Annotated in this window: 17 protein-coding genes; 8 read left to right on the top strand and 9 right to left on the bottom strand. The window is 60.3% G+C overall.

Annotated elements, in window-relative coordinates:
- Window positions 1-106: 106 nt before the first annotated feature.
- The 5 genes from HV355_RS23365 to HV355_RS23345 form a co-directional block, all read right to left on the bottom strand.
- Complete coding sequence (locus HV355_RS23365; RefSeq protein WP_182403761.1) at window positions 107-811, bottom strand: ABC transporter ATP-binding protein; 705 nt, start codon at window positions 809-811, stop codon at window positions 107-109.
- Window positions 798-1,634, bottom strand: a complete 837-nt coding sequence (locus HV355_RS23360) for an ABC transporter ATP-binding protein (protein ID WP_182403759.1) — start codon at window positions 1,632-1,634, stop codon at window positions 798-800. The genes HV355_RS23365 and HV355_RS23360 overlap by 14 nt, the downstream gene beginning before the upstream one ends.
- A complete protein-coding gene (locus HV355_RS23355) occupies window positions 1,627-2,460 on the bottom strand; it encodes an ABC transporter permease (protein WP_120159096.1) in 834 nt (277 codons plus the stop codon). The genes HV355_RS23360 and HV355_RS23355 overlap by 8 nt, the downstream gene beginning before the upstream one ends.
- The gene (locus HV355_RS23350; RefSeq protein WP_182403757.1) at window positions 2,460-3,473 is read right to left on the bottom strand and encodes an ABC transporter permease; all 1,014 of its coding nucleotides are present in this window, start codon (window positions 3,471-3,473) and stop codon (window positions 2,460-2,462) included. Before HV355_RS23350 ends, HV355_RS23355 begins: the two co-directional genes overlap by 1 nt.
- A 98-nt stretch (window positions 3,474-3,571) precedes the next feature.
- Complete coding sequence (locus tag HV355_RS23345; RefSeq protein ID WP_148400367.1) at window positions 3,572-5,140, bottom strand: ABC transporter substrate-binding protein; 1,569 nt, start codon at window positions 5,138-5,140, stop codon at window positions 3,572-3,574.
- Window positions 5,141-5,341: 201 nt separating this feature from the next.
- Between HV355_RS23345 and HV355_RS23340 the strand changes: the two genes are divergently transcribed.
- A complete protein-coding gene (locus HV355_RS23340; RefSeq protein WP_182403755.1) occupies window positions 5,342-6,040 on the top strand; it encodes a GNAT family protein in 699 nt (232 codons plus the stop codon).
- A 93-nt stretch (window positions 6,041-6,133) separates the two neighbouring features.
- On the opposite strand, the gene betA is transcribed toward HV355_RS23340, so the two are convergent.
- The 3 genes from betA to betI are packed head-to-tail and all read right to left on the bottom strand — an operon-like array spanning window position 6,134 to window position 9,885.
- Window positions 6,134-7,798, bottom strand: coding sequence for a choline dehydrogenase (gene betA / locus HV355_RS23335; protein ID WP_182403753.1), 1,665 nt, complete (start codon window positions 7,796-7,798; stop codon window positions 6,134-6,136).
- Window positions 7,799-7,811: 13 nt separating this feature from the next.
- A complete protein-coding gene (gene betB / locus HV355_RS23330; protein WP_182403751.1) occupies window positions 7,812-9,284 on the bottom strand; it encodes a betaine-aldehyde dehydrogenase in 1,473 nt (490 codons plus the stop codon).
- Between the two features lie 13 nt (window positions 9,285-9,297).
- Entirely contained in the window at window positions 9,298-9,885 is a 588-nt protein-coding gene (gene betI / locus HV355_RS23325; RefSeq protein WP_010428377.1) for a transcriptional regulator BetI, read from the bottom strand.
- Between the two features lie 128 nt (window positions 9,886-10,013).
- Here betI and betT point away from each other — a divergent pair, with 128 nt between their 5' ends.
- The 7 genes from betT (at window position 10,014) to HV355_RS23290 (ending at window position 16,473) form a co-directional block, all read left to right on the top strand.
- A complete protein-coding gene (betT, locus tag HV355_RS23320; protein ID WP_089599352.1) occupies window positions 10,014-12,047 on the top strand; it encodes a choline BCCT transporter BetT in 2,034 nt (677 codons plus the stop codon).
- A gap of 138 nt (window positions 12,048-12,185) precedes the next feature.
- Window positions 12,186-12,578, top strand: coding sequence for a type II toxin-antitoxin system RelE/ParE family toxin (locus tag HV355_RS23315; RefSeq protein ID WP_032670408.1), 393 nt, complete (start codon window positions 12,186-12,188; stop codon window positions 12,576-12,578).
- Window positions 12,575-12,859 (top strand): NadS family protein, encoded by a 285-nt coding sequence (gene nadS, locus HV355_RS23310; protein ID WP_032670406.1) that lies wholly within the window; start codon window positions 12,575-12,577, stop codon window positions 12,857-12,859. The genes HV355_RS23315 and nadS overlap by 4 nt, the downstream gene beginning before the upstream one ends.
- Window positions 12,860-13,062: 203 nt before the next feature.
- Window positions 13,063-13,974, top strand: a complete 912-nt coding sequence (locus tag HV355_RS23305; protein ID WP_182403750.1) for a metal ABC transporter substrate-binding protein — start codon at window positions 13,063-13,065, stop codon at window positions 13,972-13,974.
- A 2-nt stretch (window positions 13,975-13,976) separates the two neighbouring features.
- Window positions 13,977-14,783, top strand: a complete 807-nt coding sequence (gene sitB, locus HV355_RS23300) for an iron/manganese ABC transporter ATP-binding protein SitB (protein ID WP_010428383.1) — start codon at window positions 13,977-13,979, stop codon at window positions 14,781-14,783.
- Entirely contained in the window at window positions 14,780-15,637 is an 858-nt protein-coding gene (sitC, locus tag HV355_RS23295; RefSeq protein WP_042713805.1) for an iron/manganese ABC transporter permease subunit SitC, read from the top strand. The genes sitB and sitC overlap by 4 nt, the downstream gene beginning before the upstream one ends.
- Window positions 15,634-16,473, top strand: a complete 840-nt coding sequence (locus HV355_RS23290; RefSeq protein ID WP_182403748.1) for a metal ABC transporter permease — start codon at window positions 15,634-15,636, stop codon at window positions 16,471-16,473. Before sitC ends, HV355_RS23290 begins: the two co-directional genes overlap by 4 nt.
- Here HV355_RS23290 and entD read toward each other — a convergent pair.
- The gene (gene entD, locus HV355_RS23285) at window positions 16,427-17,101 is read right to left on the bottom strand and encodes an enterobactin synthase subunit EntD (RefSeq protein WP_182403747.1); all 675 of its coding nucleotides are present in this window, start codon (window positions 17,099-17,101) and stop codon (window positions 16,427-16,429) included. The genes HV355_RS23290 and entD overlap by 47 nt on opposite strands.
- Between the last annotated feature and the right edge of the window lie 6 nt (window positions 17,102-17,107).

Genomic DNA, 17,107 nt, shown 5'->3' with positions numbered 1-17,107 from the left:
TACCAAACCCGTGCGGCGCTCCCCTCCGGGCACATACGAAACATATCAACGCGGCACGAAACGTAGGCCCGGTAAGCGCAGCGACACCGGGCACAGCCGCACGTGCTCAGCCCATCCTGTGCTCACCCCTTAACATCGCCTCCCGGTCAAACACCTTCTGGATCTCTCCGTGCGCCATAAACGCTGCCCGGTCGGACATATGCGCAACCACGTCCGCGTCGTGGCTCACCAGCAGATAGGTCATGCCGTGCTCGGCTTTCAGGCGGTTGAGCAGGTTCAGGATCTCCGCCTGCACCGACATATCCAGGGCCGAAGTGGGCTCGTCCAGCAGGAGTAGCTGCGGGCGCAGCAGCAGCGCGCGGGCAATGGCAACGCGCTGGCGCTGGCCGCCGGAAAGCTGATGCGGATAACGTTTACCCGCGTCGGCGGAAAGCCCCACCTGCCGCAGCGCATCTGCGACTTTCTCTGCGACCTGCGCCTCGCCGCGAATATTCAACGGCTCCGACAGCGTGCGAGAAATCGTGTGGTTCGGGTGCAAAGAAGCCCACGGATCCTGAAACACCATCTGCACGTTGCGGCGAAGCTCGCCTTCAAAACGTCGTCCTGGCCGTAACGCTTCTCCCAGGATCGAAATGCGGCCGTTCCACTCGCGCTGCAGCCCCGCCAGCACGCGCAGAAGAGTCGATTTCCCGCAGCCGGATTCACCGATCAGGCTGAAGGTCTCGCCTTTCTCAATAGCAAAGCTGGCGGTGGACACTGCCGTTTTCTCCCCGAAGCTGACCTGGAGCTGGTTTACGTCAACGAGAGCCATTGTTCATCTCCTTCCACGGCTGCGAGCGGTCCAGCGTCGGCAGCATCTCTCCATAGGTACCGGCGTTTGGACGGCAGGTCCACAGGGTGCGCGTGTACGGATGCGTCGCCTGCGGGAGCCGGCTTGCCGCCATCTCATCGACTTTTTCGCCCTGATACATCACCAGCACGCGGTCGCAGTGCTCCGCCACCAGCGGCAGATCGTGGCTGATGAGCAGCATCGCCATCTGGCGTTCTTCGCACTGCTGCACCAGCAGTTCGAGGATCTGGTTGCGCAGGCGGGCGTCCAGTGCGGAAGTGGGTTCGTCGGCAATCAGCACCTGCGGGTTATTGATCAGCGCCATCGCAATCATCACCCGCTGGCCCATGCCGCCCGAGAGTTCGCCGGGGTAGCGCTGGAGGACATGTTCGTTAAGTCCGACGGCGCGGATGATGTCGTGAATGCGCGACAGGCGTTCAGCGTGGGGCAGGCGCTGATGCAGGGTCAGCGCCTCATCAAGCTGGGCGGCGACGTTTTTCGCCGGATTCAGCGCATAGCGCGGATCCTGCAGGACCATCGCAATCCCGTTGCCGCGCAGCGCCTGCCAGCGGCGTGTGCTCAGGGTCAGCAGGTCGTTGCCGAGCACGTTAAGCCGGTTCGCGCTCACGATGCCGGGCTTACGCACCAGCCCCATCAGGGCGCGGGCGGACATCGACTTGCCCGAGCCGGATTCGCCCACCAGCGCCAGCCGCTCGTTGCCAAGCGTGAAGCTCAGGTTGTTGACCACGCGCGCGGCGGGGTAGTCGATATTCAGCGCATCGACGATAACGCGGTGTTCAGTCATGCTGTGGCTCCAGTACGTCGCGCAGGCCATCGCCCAGCAGGTTAAAGGCCAGGCTGGCGAACAGAATGGCCCCGCCCGGAATGGCGGCAATCCACCACTGGTCGAAAATCACCTGCATGCCGTCGGCAATCATCGCCCCCCATTCGGCCATCGGCGGACGTGCGCCAAGGCCGAGGAAGCCCAGCCCGGCGGCGGCCAGAATAATGCCTGCCAGATCCAGCGCCAGCCGCACAATCGCGGACGGCAGACACAGGGGCAGAATATGCCCGACCAGCAGACGCAGGCCGCGAATGCCCATCATCTCGGCGGCGGCGAGGTAGTCGCTGTGGCGCAGGCGCTGAATTTCACTCCGCGCCTGACGCGCGTAGGTCGGCCAGGTGGTTAAGGCCAGCGCCAGCGCGCCGTTGACCAGCCCCGGGCCAAGCATCGCCACAAACGCGAAGGCGAGGATCAGGCGCGGCATCGACATCACCACGTCGGTAAAGCGCATCAGGATGCGCTCCATCCAGCCGCCGTAGTAGCCGGACAAAATCCCCACCAGCAGTCCGGCGGGCAGGGTGATAACGGTGACTAATGCCACCAGCCCGAGCGCCGGGCGGGTGCCGTAAATCAGGCGCGAGAGCAGGTCGCGCCCGTAGCTGTCGGTGCCCAGCCAGTGCTGGCCGTTCGGTGCCTGCAGGCGCGCGGCCGCGTCCTGCCAGTTCGGGTCAAGCGGCGCGAGCCACGGCGCGAACAGGGCGATCAGCACCAGCAGCGCGATGGCAATCAGTCCGCAAAAGGCGGCGGGTGAGCGGCGCAGGCGGCGTAAGAAAAGATAAAACGGCATCAGCGCACCCTGGGATCGGTTGCCCGCACGAGCAGGTCGGTAAGGTTATTGATCAGCACAAAGCAGACGCCAATCAGCAGCGTGCCACCCATCACCGCGGTGGTATCGCCGGCGAACAGGGCGGTGGTGAGGTAGCGCCCGATGCCCGGCCACGAGAAGACGGTTTCGGTTAATACCGCGCCCTCCAGCATGCTAGTGTAGGCCAGCGCAATCACCGTCAGCAGAGTGCTGCGAATGTTCGGCAACACGTGGCGCAGCAGGATGGTCATCTCCCCGGCACCCTTGGCGCGGGCGAGCAGAATGTACTCTTTGTTCATCTCGCTCAGGCAGGCGGAGCGCGTCAGGCGGGTAATGCTTGCCAGCGAGTAGTACGCCAGCAGCAGCACCGGCAGCACCAGATGGCTGATGGCGTTGCGGAACGCCTCGCGGTCGTCGGAAAGCCAGGTATCTATGAGCGCAAAGCCGGTGCGCGGCTCCACGGTGAACTGCCAGATATCGTCCAGCCTGCCGGGACCTGCGCTCCACTGCAGCTTCGCGTAGAACAGGGCCAGCATCAGCAGGCCGAGCCAGAAGATCGGCACCGAGTTGCCGAGCAGGGTGAGGGTTCTGAGCGCTAAATCGAGCGGTGAACCGGCGTAGCGGGCGCACAGCACCCCGGCAATCACGCCGAGTACGGCACCGATGATCAAGGCAAGGGTCGCCAGCTCCAGCGTGGCGGGGAAGGCGTGCAGCAGATCCTGCAGCACAGGCTGTCCGGTGGCGCTGGCGGTGCCTAAATCACCGTGGGCGAGGTTTTGCAGATAGTGCCAGAACTGCACGGGCAGGGGCCGATCCAGCCCGAGCTGGTGGCGAACCTGATCGTAGGTTGACTGGCTGGCGTGATCGCCGACGATCTGCAGCACGCGATCGACCGGGGAAAACGCCGAAAGCGCAAACGTGACGAGCAGCAGCCCGAAAAGCGTGAGCAGCAGGGTCAGCAGACTCTGCAGCACGCGGGTGGAAAGATGTGGCATGGGAAATCTCTTCATGCCGGGTGGCGGCTTCGCCTTACCCGGCCTACAAAAACCGAGAACGTAGGCCGGGTAAGCGCAGCGCCACCCGGCAACAAGGGCTACTTCGTAACGCGATCGTACCAGACCATATCCGCGTTCAGCCCCTGCTGATACCCCTTCACGCTATCGCGCACCACGATCTGGGTTTTACCCTGATCGACGAACACGTACGGCGAATTCTGCTGCAGCTGTTCCTGCATCTTCTTGTACAGATCCAGACGCTTCGCCGGATCCGGCTCGGCTACCGCTGCCAGCGTGGCTTTGTTCAGCTCAGGAATTTTCCAGCCGTTCAGGCCGGCGACGGTGCTGGATTTACCGTCGTTCCACGCGAAGGCGCTGGCGTTGGAGTGCGCGTCGAAGTAGTCCGGGATCCACAGACGGATCGCCGCCTGATGCTGCTTCGCGCGCACGCGGGCGTACACCTGGCTACCCGCCGCGGGCAGCAGATCCACCTTCACTCCACCCTGCGCAAAGCTCGCCTGCATCGACTGGGCGATGGTGATAAACGGCGGCTTGTTCTCCACGTCCAGCGTGAAGTGGGCGTCTTTAATGCCCGCTTTGGCGAGGATTGCTTTCGCCTTCGCCGGGTCAAATTTAAACGGATTGTCTTCCAGCGCGCCCGGCAGGCCGACCGGCAGGAAGCTCTGATGCACAAAATACTGGCCTTTCAGCAGGTTTTTGGTGATGCCTTCATAGTCGACCAGCCAGCGCGAGGCCTCCCAGAAGGCTGGGTTGTTCAGCAGCGGGTTGGCGCTGTTGCCGGTGTTAAACACCAGGTAATTTTGCTCGGCGGACGGGATGCTCAGCACCTTCACGCCGGGCTTGCCGTCCAGGGCGCTAATCTGATCTGCACCCAGATCGCGCGCCACGTCGGCGTCACCCTGCTGGATCAGCAGGCGGCGTGAAGCCGGGTCGGGGACGTTTTTAATGATGATGCTTTTCAGCTTTGGTGCACCGCCGGGGGCGGAGTCGTTGGCTTCCAGCACGATGGCCTGATGCGGCTGATAGACGCGCATTTTGAACGCGCCGCTGCCTGCCGAGTGCATTTTCAGCCACGCGTTACCGAAGTCGTTATCCTTCACGTTCGCCGCGACCTGCTTTTCATCCACGATGGAGGCAATCGGCGTGGAGAGAATATTCAGCGCCACCGACGGGCTCACGTCCGCCGTCCAGTGAAGCTGGAGGGTGTGGTCATCCACCTTTTTCAGCAGGCTGGCGATGTTGCTGGCGTCCCAGCCCAGCACGTTCAGGATAAAGGCCGGGGATTTGTTCAGCGTCACGGCGCGGGTGTATGAAAAGATCACGTCTTCCGGGCGCAGCGGGTTGCCGGAGGCGAATTTTGCATCGGGCTTGAGCTTGATGGTCAGGGTTTTTGCTGCCGCGTCGGCGTCCCAGCTTTCCGCCAGAATCGGGGTGATTTTTTCCGGGTTATCGCGGTCTGGCTGCACCAGGCGCTGATACAGGCTCGGCACGGTCTGGATGCTGGAAAGCTCGTTGGCTTCGGCCGGGTCGAGGCTTACGATGTCATCAAGCCCCTGTGCGACAACCAGCGTGTTGGGCGGAGTAGCGGCGTGGGCAACGCTTGAGAGCGCAGCCAGCACCAGTAACGGCAGCAATTTTTTAGTCATAGCGATCCCTGAAGAAAATATATTGTGATTGTTTTATGCTCCGCTACGTTATGTGGTCTCTGAAATAACGCAAAGTCGAAATTCAGCTTTCCTTATGCCTTCCGGGAATAATGCATGCGCTCGGGCTATTAAAATACGCTGCTTCTCGTCCGCTTTTTAACCTGCTATAACAAATCCCTTACCTTTCAGGGAGTCAACGCCGTGCCCGAAATCAATCAACATGGTCAAACCGTTAACGATATCGTCCCGGACTGGAAATGCGCCCGCGTGTTAACCCGCACGCCGCTTACCGGCCAGTACTGCCGTCTTGAGACGCTGGATGCGGAGCATCACTCTTCAGATTTGTTCGAAGCCTATGCTCTGGGCGACGACAGCGACTGGACATGGCTTGCCAGCACGCAGCCGGAAAGCGTGGAAGCGACCGCGCATTGGGTGCAGGGAAAGGTGCTGGACGATGACCTGGTGCCCTTTGCGGTGATCGATTTACGCACCGAAAAAGCGGTAGGGCTGGTGAGCTATATGGCGATCGAGCGGTTTCTCGGCTCGGTAGAAATCGGCCACGTCACCTGGTCGCGCAAGATGAAAGGCACCCGCATCGGCACCGAAGCGGTGTGGCTGCTGCTGAAAAACGCCTTCGAGCATAAGTACCGTCGGCTGGAGTGGAAGTGTGATTCGATGAATATCGCCTCACGTAGCGCGGCTGAGAGGCTGGGGTTTGTCTGGGAGGGACGGCTGCGCCAGAAGCTGGTGCGCAAAGGCCGCAACCGCGACAGCGATATGCTCTCTATTATTGACAGCGAGTGGCCGGAAAGGGACGCGGAGCTGCGCGCCTGGCTGGAGGCGGAGAATTTTGACGGGGAAGGGCGGCAGATTAAGCGGTTAGAGGAATTTCGGCAGTAATTTTCCCTCACCCTAACCCTCTCCCACGGGGAGAGGGAATAGGTTGTCACCCTCTCCCTGTGGGAGAGGGCCGGGGTGAGGGCATCAGGCAACTCAACGGCGAACCGGCGCCCCGTTTGCCACATAATACGCCGCCGTGCTCTTCGCCAGCGGCTCGCGACCGCGAATGGCATCGGCAACTTTCTCGCCAATCATAATGGTGGTGGCGTTCAGGTTGCCGGTGATGATTTGCGGCATGATCGACGCATCCACCACGCGCAGCCCTTCCAGCCCGTGAACGCGGCCTTCGCCGTCGACCACCGCCATCTCGTCGTAACCCATTTTGCAGGTGCCACACGGGTGGAAGGCGGTTTCGGCGTGGTTGCGCACGAATTCGTCCAGCTGCTCGTCGGTCTGGCACTCGACGCCCGGGCTGATTTCGCGACCGCGGTACTTGTCCAGCGCGGGCTGGTGCATGATCTCGCGGGTGATGCGGATCGCGTCGCGGAACTCCTGCCAGTCCTGCTCGTTGGACATATAGTTGAACAGGATCGCCGGATGCTGGTGCGGATCGCGCGACTTGATGCGCACGTGGCCGCGGCTCGGGGAGCGCATGGAGCCGACGTGGCACTGGAAGCCGTGCTCTTTTACCGCGTTCGAGCCGTTGTAGTTAATCGCCACCGGCAGGAAGTGGTACTGAATGTTCGGCCACTCGAACACCTCGCGGCTGCGGATAAACCCGCCCGCTTCGAAGTGGTTGCTCGCGCCCACGCCGGTGCCGCCAAACAGCCACTCTGCGCCAATCTTCGGCTGGTTCCACCACTGCAGGGCAGGGTAGAGGGAGACCGGCTCTTTGCATTCGTACTGGAGGTACATCTCCAGATGATCCTGCAGGTTTTCGCCCACGCCGGGCAGGTCGTGCACTAGCGGAATATCGAACTGCTTCAGCAGTTCAGCGTTGCCCACGCCGGAGCGCTGGAGGATCTGCGGAGACGCGATGGCGCCCGCGCACAGCAGTACCTCTTTCTTCGCTGTCGCTTTTGACGGAATGGTGCTTTCGCCTTCCAGCCACTCGACGCCCACCGCGCGCTTGCCGTCAAAGATAATGTGATCGGTCATGGCGTGGGTGCGGATGGTCAGATTCGGGCGCGGTTTTGCCTGGTCCAGATAGCCGCGTGCGGTGCTGGCGCGTCGGCCCTGCGGCGTGACCGTGCGGTCCATCGGGCCGAAGCCTTCCTGTTGGTAGCCGTTGAGATCCTCAGTGCGCGGATAGCCCGCCTGCACGCCAGCTTCCACCATCGCCTCGAACAACGGGTTCACGCCCGGCTTAGAGGTGGTGACGCTCACCGGACCGTCGCCGCCGTGGTAGTCGTTCGGCCCCACGTCGCGGGTCTCTGCCTTGCGGTAATAGGGCAGGCAGTTGAGGTAGCTCCAGTGCTCCAGACCCGATTGTTTCGCCCAGTTGTCCAGATCCATCGCGTTACCGCGCACGTAGCACATGCCGTTGATCAGCGACGAGCCGCCCAGCCCTTTACCCCGTCCGCATTCCATGCGGCGGTTGTTCATGAAAGGTTCTGGCTCGGTTTCATACGCCCAGTTGTAGCGCTTGCCCTGCAGCGGGAACGCCAGCGCGGCGGGCATCTGGGTGCGGAAGTCAAAGCGGTAATCCGGCCCGCCCGCCTCAAGCAGCAGGACGGTGGTATTCGGATCTTCAGTCAGTCGCGTTGCCAGTACGTTGCCGGCAGAGCCAGCCCCGATAATGATGTAGTCAAATTGCAAATAAACCTCCCGGTTAAAATATGGACTGGAATTTACCCATCTCAACCTGGATGGACTTCACCTGGGTGTAGCTCTGCAGCGTCATCACCCCGTTCTCGCGGCCAATGCCGGAGTGCTTGTAGCCGCCGACCGGCATCTCTGCGGCGGATTCACCCCAGGTGTTGATCCAGCAGATGCCCGCTTCGAGCTGATGAATGGCGCCGTGCGCGCGGTTCAGGTCGGCCGTGACGATGCCCGCCGCCAGGCCATAGTCGGTGTCGTTGGCGCGACGAATGGCTTCTTCATCGCTTTCGTAGGTGAGAATGGACATCACCGGGCCGAAGATCTCTTCGCGCACGATGGTCATCTCGTCGGTGCAGTCGGTGAACACGGTCGGGGCGACCCACGCGCCGTTATCGAAGCCTTCGCCCTTCAGCGCCTCGCCACCGCACAGCACGCGCGCGCCTTCCTCTTTGCCTTTGGCGATGTAGCGCAGCACGCTGTCGCGGTGCGGGAAGCTGACCATTGGGCCAAAGTTGGTGTTTTCATCGAACAGATCGCCCGCGTGGATGCGGCCCACGCGCTCAACGATTTTCTGCTCAAACGCGGCTTTACATTTCGCGGGCACGAACACGCGGGTGCCGTTGGTGCACACCTGGCCGGAGCTGAAGAAGTTCGCCATCATGGCGATGTCTGCCGCGAGACCCAGATCCGCATCGTCAAAAATAATCAGCGGGGATTTGCCGCCCAGCTCCATCGTCACCTCTTTCAGGGACGAGGCCGCCGAGTTGGCCATCACCTTCTTGCCGCTGGCGACGCCGCCGGTGAAGGAGACTTTGGCAATGCCCGGATGCTCGGTCAGGTACTGGCCGGTCTCCGCGCCCACGCCCGGCAGGACGTTAAACACGCCGTCCGGTACGCCCGCTTCGGTGTAGATCTCCGCCAGTTTCAGGGCGGTGAGCGGGGTGACCTCGCTCGGCTTGAAGATCATCGCGTTGCCCGCCGCCAGCGCCGGGGCCGATTTCCACAGGGCGATCTGGATCGGGTAGTTCCACGCGCCGATGCCCGCCACCACGCCCAGCGGTTCGCGGCGGGTGTAAACGAATGAGGTATCGCGCAGCGGGATCTGGCTGCCTTCCAGCGCCGGGATCAGCCCCGCGTAGTATTCCAGCACGTCCGCGCCGGTGACGATGTCGACGGTTGAGGTTTCGGAATACGCTTTACCGGTGTCGAGGGTTTCCAGCTTCGCCAGTTCGTCGTTGCGCTCGCGCAGGATATCGACGGCGCGACGCAGAATGCGCGAGCGCTCCATGGCGGTCATCGCCGCCCAGATTTTTTGCCCGCGCTGTGCGCTTTCCACGGCGCGATTGACGTCTTCTCTTCCGGCGGCCTGTACGGTCGCCAGAACTTCACCGTTGGCCGGGTTGATGGTCTCGAAGGTGCGACCGCTGGTGGCGGATGTATAACCACCATTGATATAAAGCTGCTGTTCTGCCATTCGGGACATAAATCCTCCTCGGTTATTCGGTCGGTAAATGCTGGCTGATAAAGTGGCTGGTAAGCGACTGGGCCAGCGTCTTATCCAGCGGTTTGCCGCTCAGCGCGGCGCGCAGCCATAGGCCGTCAATCAGCGCCGCCAGCCCATAGCCCGCCTCTTCGGCCTGTTCGCGGGGCAGCTCGCGGCGGAACTCGTACACCAGGTTCGACAGAAGACGGCGGCTGCTCACCTGCTGCAGGCGGTAGAGCATCGGCTGGTGCATGCTGCTCGCCCAGAAGGCCAGCCAGGCCTTCATCGCCGCGCCGCTGGTCTGGGTTTCATCAAAGTTGCCGCCGACAATGGCCTGCAATCGCTGCTCCGCGCTGGCGTCCGGCAGGGCGTGCAGACGACTCAATACCGCGTCGCGAAGCTGGCCGGTGATGTCGCGCATGGTCGCTTCCAGCAGACCGTTTTTGTCTTTGAAGTAATGGCTGATGATCCCCGTGGAAACGCCCGCCCGACGGGCGATCTGCGCGATGGTCGCGTCATGCATTCCCACTTCATTAATTGCTTCCAGCGTGGCGTCGATAAGCTGCCTGCGCCGGATTGGCTGCATCCCCACTTTGGGCATTTTTGCCACTCCATTCATCAGCGTTGGTAATACATTAAAGCGGTTTTTGATTGGACGTTCAATATAAAATGTGTCTTAATTGTTGCGGATTTGGATTTCAATAGTTACAAAAACAGTGGGGATACTGGATGACAGACCTTTCACAGGACAGAGAAAAAGACAAAATCAACCCGGTCGTTTTTTATACTTCCGCCGGGCTGATTTTGTTGTTTTCCCTGACGACGATCTTCTTTCGTGATTTTTCTGCCGAGTGGATTGGGCGCACCCTGAACTGGGTGTCGAAGACCTTCGGCTGGTACTATCTGCTGGCGGCGACGCTGTATATTGTCTTCGTGGTCTGCATTGCCTGCTCGCGCTTCGGTTCGGTGAAGCTCGGGCCGGAGCAGTCCAAGCCCGAGTTCAGCCTGCTGAGCTGGGCCGCGATGCTGTTTGCCGCGGGCATCGGCATCGACCTGATGTTCTTCTCCGTGGCGGAACCGGTCACGCAGTATATGCAGCCGCCGGAAGGGGCAGGGCAGACGATGGAGGCCGCGCGCCAGGCGATGGTCTGGACGCTGTTCCACTACGGTCTGACCGGCTGGTCGATGTACGCCCTGATGGGCATGGCGCTCGGATACTTTAGCTATCGTTATAATTTACCGCTCACCATTCGCTCCGCGCTGTATCCGATTTTCGGGAAAAAAATTAACGGCCCGATTGGCCACAGCGTCGACATTGCGGCGGTGATCGGCACCATCTTCGGTATCGCGACGACGCTCGGGATTGGTGTGGTGCAGCTCAACTACGGGCTGAGCGTGCTGTTTGATATCCCGGATTCGATGGCCGCCAAAGCGGCGCTGATTGCGCTTTCCGTCATTATCGCCACCATTTCGGTGACGTCTGGCGTTGATAAGGGCATCCGCGTGCTGTCCGAGCTGAACGTGGCGCTGGCGCTGGGACTGATCCTGTTCGTGCTGTTTATGGGCGACACTTCGTTCCTGCTCAATGCCTTAGTGCTCAACGTGGGCGACTACGTGAACCGCTTTATGGGCATGACGCTGAACAGCTTCGCCTTCGACCGCCCGGTAGAGTGGATGAACAACTGGACGCTGTTCTTCTGGGCGTGGTGGGTCGCGTGGTCGCCGTTTGTCGGCCTGTTCCTCGCGCGCATTTCGCGTGGCCGCACCATTCGTCAGTTCGTAATGGGGACGCTGATTATCCCGTTCACCTTTACCCTGCTGTGGCTGTCGATTTTCGGCAACAGCGCGCTGCACGAAATTATCCACGGCAATGCGACCTTCGCGCAGGAAGCGATGGCGCACCCAGAGCGCGGCTTCTATAGCCTGCTGGCGCAGTATCCGGCGTTTACCTTTAGCGCCTCCGTAGCGACCATCACCGGCCTGCTGTTTTACGTCACCTCGGCGGATTCCGGCGCGCTGGTGCTGGGCAACTTCACCTCGAAGCTGAAGGACATCAACAGCGACGCGCCGAACTGGCTGCGCATCTTTTGGTCCGTCGCCATCGGCCTGCTGACGCTCGGCATGCTGATGACCAACGGTATCTCTGCGCTGCAGAACACCACGGTGATCATGGGTCTGCCGTTCAGCTTCGTGATCTTCTTCGTGATGGCCGGGCTGTATAAATCGCTCAAGGTGGAAGATTACCGCCGCGAAAGCGCCAACCGCGACACCGCGCCGCGACCGCTGGGCGCGCAGGACAGGCTGAGCTGGAAGAAACGCCTCTCACGCCTGATGAACTACCCCGGCACGCGCTATACCCGACAGATGATGGAGACGGTGTGTTACCCGGCCATGCAAGAGGTGGCGCAGGAGCTGAAGCTGCGCGGTGCCTACGTGGAGCTGAAAAACCTGCCGCCGGACGAGGGCGAGAACCTGGGGCACCTGGATCTGCTGGTGCACATGGGCGACGAGCAGAACTTTGTCTATCAGATCTGGCCTCAGCAGTATTCGGTTCCCGGCTTTACCTACCGGGCGCGCAGCGGGAAGTCGACCTACTACCGGCTGGAGACCTTCCTGCTGGAAGGGAGCCAGGGGAATGATTTGATGGATTACAGCAAGGAGCAGGTGATTACGGACATTCTGGATCAGTATGAACGGCACCTGAACTTTATCCATCTGCACAGGGAAGCGCCGGGGAATAGCGTGATGTTCCCGGATGTCTAAATGGATTCTTAAAATACCGTTAATCTGTATATAAATACAGTTGTATGGCGCAATATTACTCAAGGAAGAGTAACAATGCAGCAAGAGCCTGACCCTGATGTCTTCAGGTTTTTGCTGCGATTAGGGAAGGAACTATGGATGAGTCATGCGATAGAGTTTATCGAAACATCACTCTTTACCCGACAGATTAAAAGCATTGCTACAGATGATGAATTAAAGGATCTGCAAAAGGAACTCATTGCCTGGCCTGATAAAGGTGACCTGATCCAACAGACGGGTGGGTTACGTAAAATAAGGATGGCGGCAGGTTCAAAGGGAAAGAGAGGCGGTGCCAGAGTGATTTACTTTTTGGCCACGGAGGAGGTGATCTATTTCATCATGGCCTATCTAAAAAGCACCAGGGACAGCCTGACTGAGACAGAGAAAGCTGAACTTAAAAAACTAACTTCTGTTCTGAAAAATAGTGCTTCCTGTGCCGTAAACGGTAGGTGTACTATGTACCCCATTCAGGCAGGAGGAGGCAGACAATGAGTATATTCGATGAATTAAAATCTTCGCTTGAAGAAGCCGTTGAGATCCACAGCGGAAAGAAAACAGCTTCCAGAGTAACCCGCTATGAAGTTGCAGATGTTCGCGCAATCAGAGAACAGCTCAATATTACCCAATGCGAAATGGCGAAGGCGCTTGGCACGAGCGTTGACACGATAAAAAGCTGGGAGTCCAAACGTCGCAACCCAACCGGGCTGGCGGCGAAGGTACTTAACGTGATTCGGGAGAATCCTGCATTTTATAAGGCCCTTGCCGGGCAGTAGGCAGCCCTCTTGCCGGGTGGCGCTGCGCTTACCCGGCCTATAAAACTGCTTTACCGTAGGCCTGATAAGCGAAGCGCCATCAGGCACGCCCTTCATTGACACAACTTTAATGATAACTATTTTCATTTAAATATAGCCTGTGCTATACCTTATAGCACAGGCTAATTTTGCTTTGAATTTAATCACCTCAGGAGACTTCTGCGATGCACCCACGGCAAGGATTGAAGCGTCTGTTGCTCGGCGCGCTGCTCATGACTGCGACCACGACCGGCGCGCTGGCGGCTGAAAAGTTTCAGGTTATCACCACCTTTACCGTTATCGCTGATATGGCGAAAAACGTGGCGGGTGACGCCGCAGAGGTGACGTCCATCACTAAGCCGGGCGCTGAAATTCACGAGTATCAGCCCACTCCGGGCGATATAAAACGCGCACAGAAGGCGCAGCTGATTCTGGCGAACGGCATGAATCTGGAACTCTGGTTCCAGCGCTTTTATCAGCACCTGAACGGCGTGCCGGAAGTGATTGTCACTAACGGCATTACGCCGATGGGGATCGGCGAGGGGCCGTATAACGGCAAGCCCAACCCGCACGCGTGGATGTCGCCGGACAACGCCCTGATTTACGTCGATAACATCCGCGACGCGCTGGTGAAGTACGATCCGCCCAACGCACAGACCTATCAGCGCAACGCTGAAGCCTACAAGCAGAAGATCACCGCCACTCTCGAACCGCTGCGTAAGCAGGTGGCGGAGATCCCGGAAGACAAACGCTGGATGGTAACCAGCGAAGGTGCCTTCTCCTATCTGGCGCGGGATTTGGGGATGAAAGAGCTTTACCTGTGGCCGATCAACGCCGATCAGCAGGGCACGCCCCAGCAGGTGCGCAAGGTGATCGACCAGGTGAAAAAACATCATATCCCGGCGGTGTTCAGCGAAAGCACGGTCTCCGATAAGCCCGCGCGTCAGGTGGCGCGGGAAACCGACACCCACTACGGCGGCGTGCTGTACGTCGACTCCCTGAGCGCGGAAAACGGCCCGGTGCCGACCTATATCGATCTGCTGAACGTCACCACCCGCACGCTGGTGCAGGGCATCCGTGACGGCATGAAGGAGTAACCATGCACGAGGGGATTGTTGTCTCAGACGTCACCGTGACCTACCGCAACGGCCACACGGCGCTGCGCGACGCGTCGTTCAGCGTGCCGGGCGGATCGATTGCCGCCCTCGTAGGCGTGAACGGTTCCGGCAAGTCCACGCTGTTCAAAGCGGTGATGGGCTTTGTGCGGGCGGCGAGCGGCACTATCACCATTCTGGGGCTACCGCCTCACCGGGCGCTGCGCCAGAACCTGGTCGCCTACGTGCCGCAGTCGGAAGAGGTTGACTGGTCGTTTCCGGTGCTGGTCGAAGATGTAGTGATGATGGGCCGCTACGGGCACATGGGGTTTCTGCGTCGGCCCAAAGATCGCGACAGACAAATCGTGACCGACGCCCTGAAGCGCGTGGATATGCTCGAGCTGCGCCATCGGCAGATTGGCGAGCTGTCCGGCGGGCAGAAGAAGCGCGTGTTTCTGGCCCGGGCGATTGCCCAGCAGGGCGAGGTGATCCTGCTCGACGAGCCGTTTACCGGCGTGGACGTCAAAACCGAAGCCAGGATCATCAGCCTGCTGCGCGAGCTTCGCGACGAGGGCAAAACGATGCTGGTCTCGACCCATAACCTGGGCTCGGTCTCGGAGTTTTGTGATTACACGGTGATGGTCAAGGGCACCGTTCTGGCGAGCGGCCCGACGGAAACCACCTTTACCGCCGAAAATCTTGAGCGCGCCTTTAGCGGCGTGCTGCGCCATGTGGTGCTCAGCGGTTCGGAAGATCGCATTATTACCGACGACGAACGCCCCTTCGTGACGCACCGACAGGAGGCCAAATGAACGCGCTTCTCGAACCCTTCGGCTACGAGTACATGCTCAACGCGATGTGGGTCTCGGCGATGGTGGGCGGGCTGTGCGCGTTTCTCTCCTGCTACCTGATGCTTAAAGGCTGGTCGCTGATCGGCGATGCACTGTCGCACTCCATCGTGCCCGGCGTGGCGGGAGCCTACATGCTCGGGCTGCCGTTCTCGCTGGGGGCGTTCCTGTCAGGCGGACTGGCGGCGGGCAGCATGCTGTTTCTCAACCAGCGCAGCCGTCTGAAGGAGGATGCCATCATCGGGCTGATCTTCTCCTCCTTTTTCGGGCTGGGGCTGTTTATGGTCTCGCTCAACCCGACCTCGGTGAACATTCAGACCATCGTGCTCGGCAATATTCTGGCTATCGCCCCGGAGGATATCGTCCAGCTGGCGATTATCGGCGTGGTGTCGATGGTTATCCTGCTGTTCAAATGGAAAGATCTGATGGTAACCTTCTTTGATGAGAACCACGCCCGCGCCATCGGCCTGCGTCCTGAACGCCTGAAAATTCTCTTCTTTACCCTGCTGGCGGTCTCTACCGTGGCGGCGCTGCAAACCGTCGGCGCGTTTCTGGTGATCTGTCTGGTGGTCACCCCCGGCGCGACCGCGTGGCTGCTGACCGACCGCTTTCCGCGCCTGCTGATGATTGCGGTCGCCATTGGCAGCATCACCAGCTTCCTCGGCGCGTGGGCCAGCTACTATCTGGACGGCGCGACCGGCGGCATTATCGTGGTCGCCCAGACGCTGCTGTTCCTGCTGGCATTCGTCTTTGCGCCGAAGCATGGGCTGCTCGCCAGCCGCCGTCGCGCACGTCTCGCACAGGAGGCACACCCATGATGGCGCTGCTCCTTGACCCCTTCCAGTTTGCGTTTATGAACAACGCGCTGCTGATTTCACTCCTGGTGGCCGTGCCCTGCGCGCTGCTGTCGGTTTTTCTGGTGCTGAAAGGCTGGGCGCTGATGGGCGACGCCATGAGCCACGCGGTGTTTCCCGGCGTGGTGCTGGCGTGGATGATGGGCCTGCCGCTGGCGCTGGGGGCATTTGTGGCCGGGTTGTTCTGCGCGGTCGCCACCGGATACCTGAAGGATAACAGCCGAATCAAGCAGGATACGGTCATGGGGATCGTGTTTTCCGGCATGTTCGGCGCGGGCCTGATCCTCTATATCGCCGTCAAACCCGAGGTGCATCTCGACCACATTCTGTTCGGCGATATGCTGGGCATTAACGGGATGGACATTCTGCAAAGCGGGATCGTGGCGGGGCTGATCGCGCTGGTGATTGGCCTGAAGTGGCGCGACTTTCTGCTGTTCTGCTTTGATTACCAGCAGGCGCAGGCGAGCGGGCTGCGCACCCGCTGGCTGCACTACGGCTTGCTGTGCATGGTCTCGCTAACCATCGTGGCGACGCTGAAGGCGGTGGGGATTATTCTGTCAATTTCGCTGCTGATTGCCCCCGGTGCGGTGGCGGTGCTGATCACCCGACGCTTCCACATGGCGCTGCTGGTCGCGGTCGCCGTTTCAGCCCTCGTGTCGGTAAGCGGTGTGTATGCGTCGTTTTATCTCGACAGCGCGCCTGCGCCGACCATCGTAGTGCTGTTCGCACTGGTGTTTATCGTGACGTTCGGGGTCACCAGCGTGAAGGCCCGTCGGCAGGAGAGCGTGACAGCAGGGTGATCGCCTGTTCACCCTGCTGTTGCCAGTGAAGGGTGAAGGCTGCGCCTTCGTTAAAGCCTGCCAGTTGACGAGTCAACGCCAGCGTAAGCGTCTTATCGTCAAGCTTTGTCACCCGGGCGCTGTCAAACCCCATATAAGCCTGCACCCGTGGAAAGAGGGCTTTAAACAGGCTCTCTTTGGCGCTAAACACCAGCGTCAGTGCAAGAGCGAACGGGTATCCCGAGCGGGAAAGCACAGGCTCTTCCTGCACATCGATGATCCCATCCTTTATTTCTCTGGCTTCGTTTTCGGGAAGTATCGCTTCGCAATCGATGCCGATAAGCGCCTGTCGCTCGCGGACCACAACCGCCATGGCCTGCGTGCCGCTGTGGGTGATGCTGCCGGAAATACCGTCCGGCCAGAGCGGTTCGCCGCTGGGGCCAATGCCGGGAATGGAGTGATCCGGTAAGGCGTGCGCGGCGGCGATGCGTCCGGCAAGATGGTCGGCTTTGCGTTTGCGTCCGGCGTGTGAAAGCTCAGCGTGGTGCGGAAGCCAGAGGAGATCGGTGTCGGTGAAGGTGGTGGGGTCGAAGGTGACGTGGTGGACGGTGAGGTTAGCGAGAATGAACGTGCTGTGGGTGGTGTGCATGTTTTT

Origin of the sequence: Enterobacter sp. RHBSTW-01064, assembly GCF_014103035.1 — a bacterium.
Lineage (GTDB): Bacteria > Pseudomonadota > Gammaproteobacteria > Enterobacterales > Enterobacteriaceae > Enterobacter > Enterobacter mori.
The sequence above is the reverse complement of the archived record's forward strand: the minus strand, read 5'-3'. Positions and strand labels throughout refer to the sequence as shown.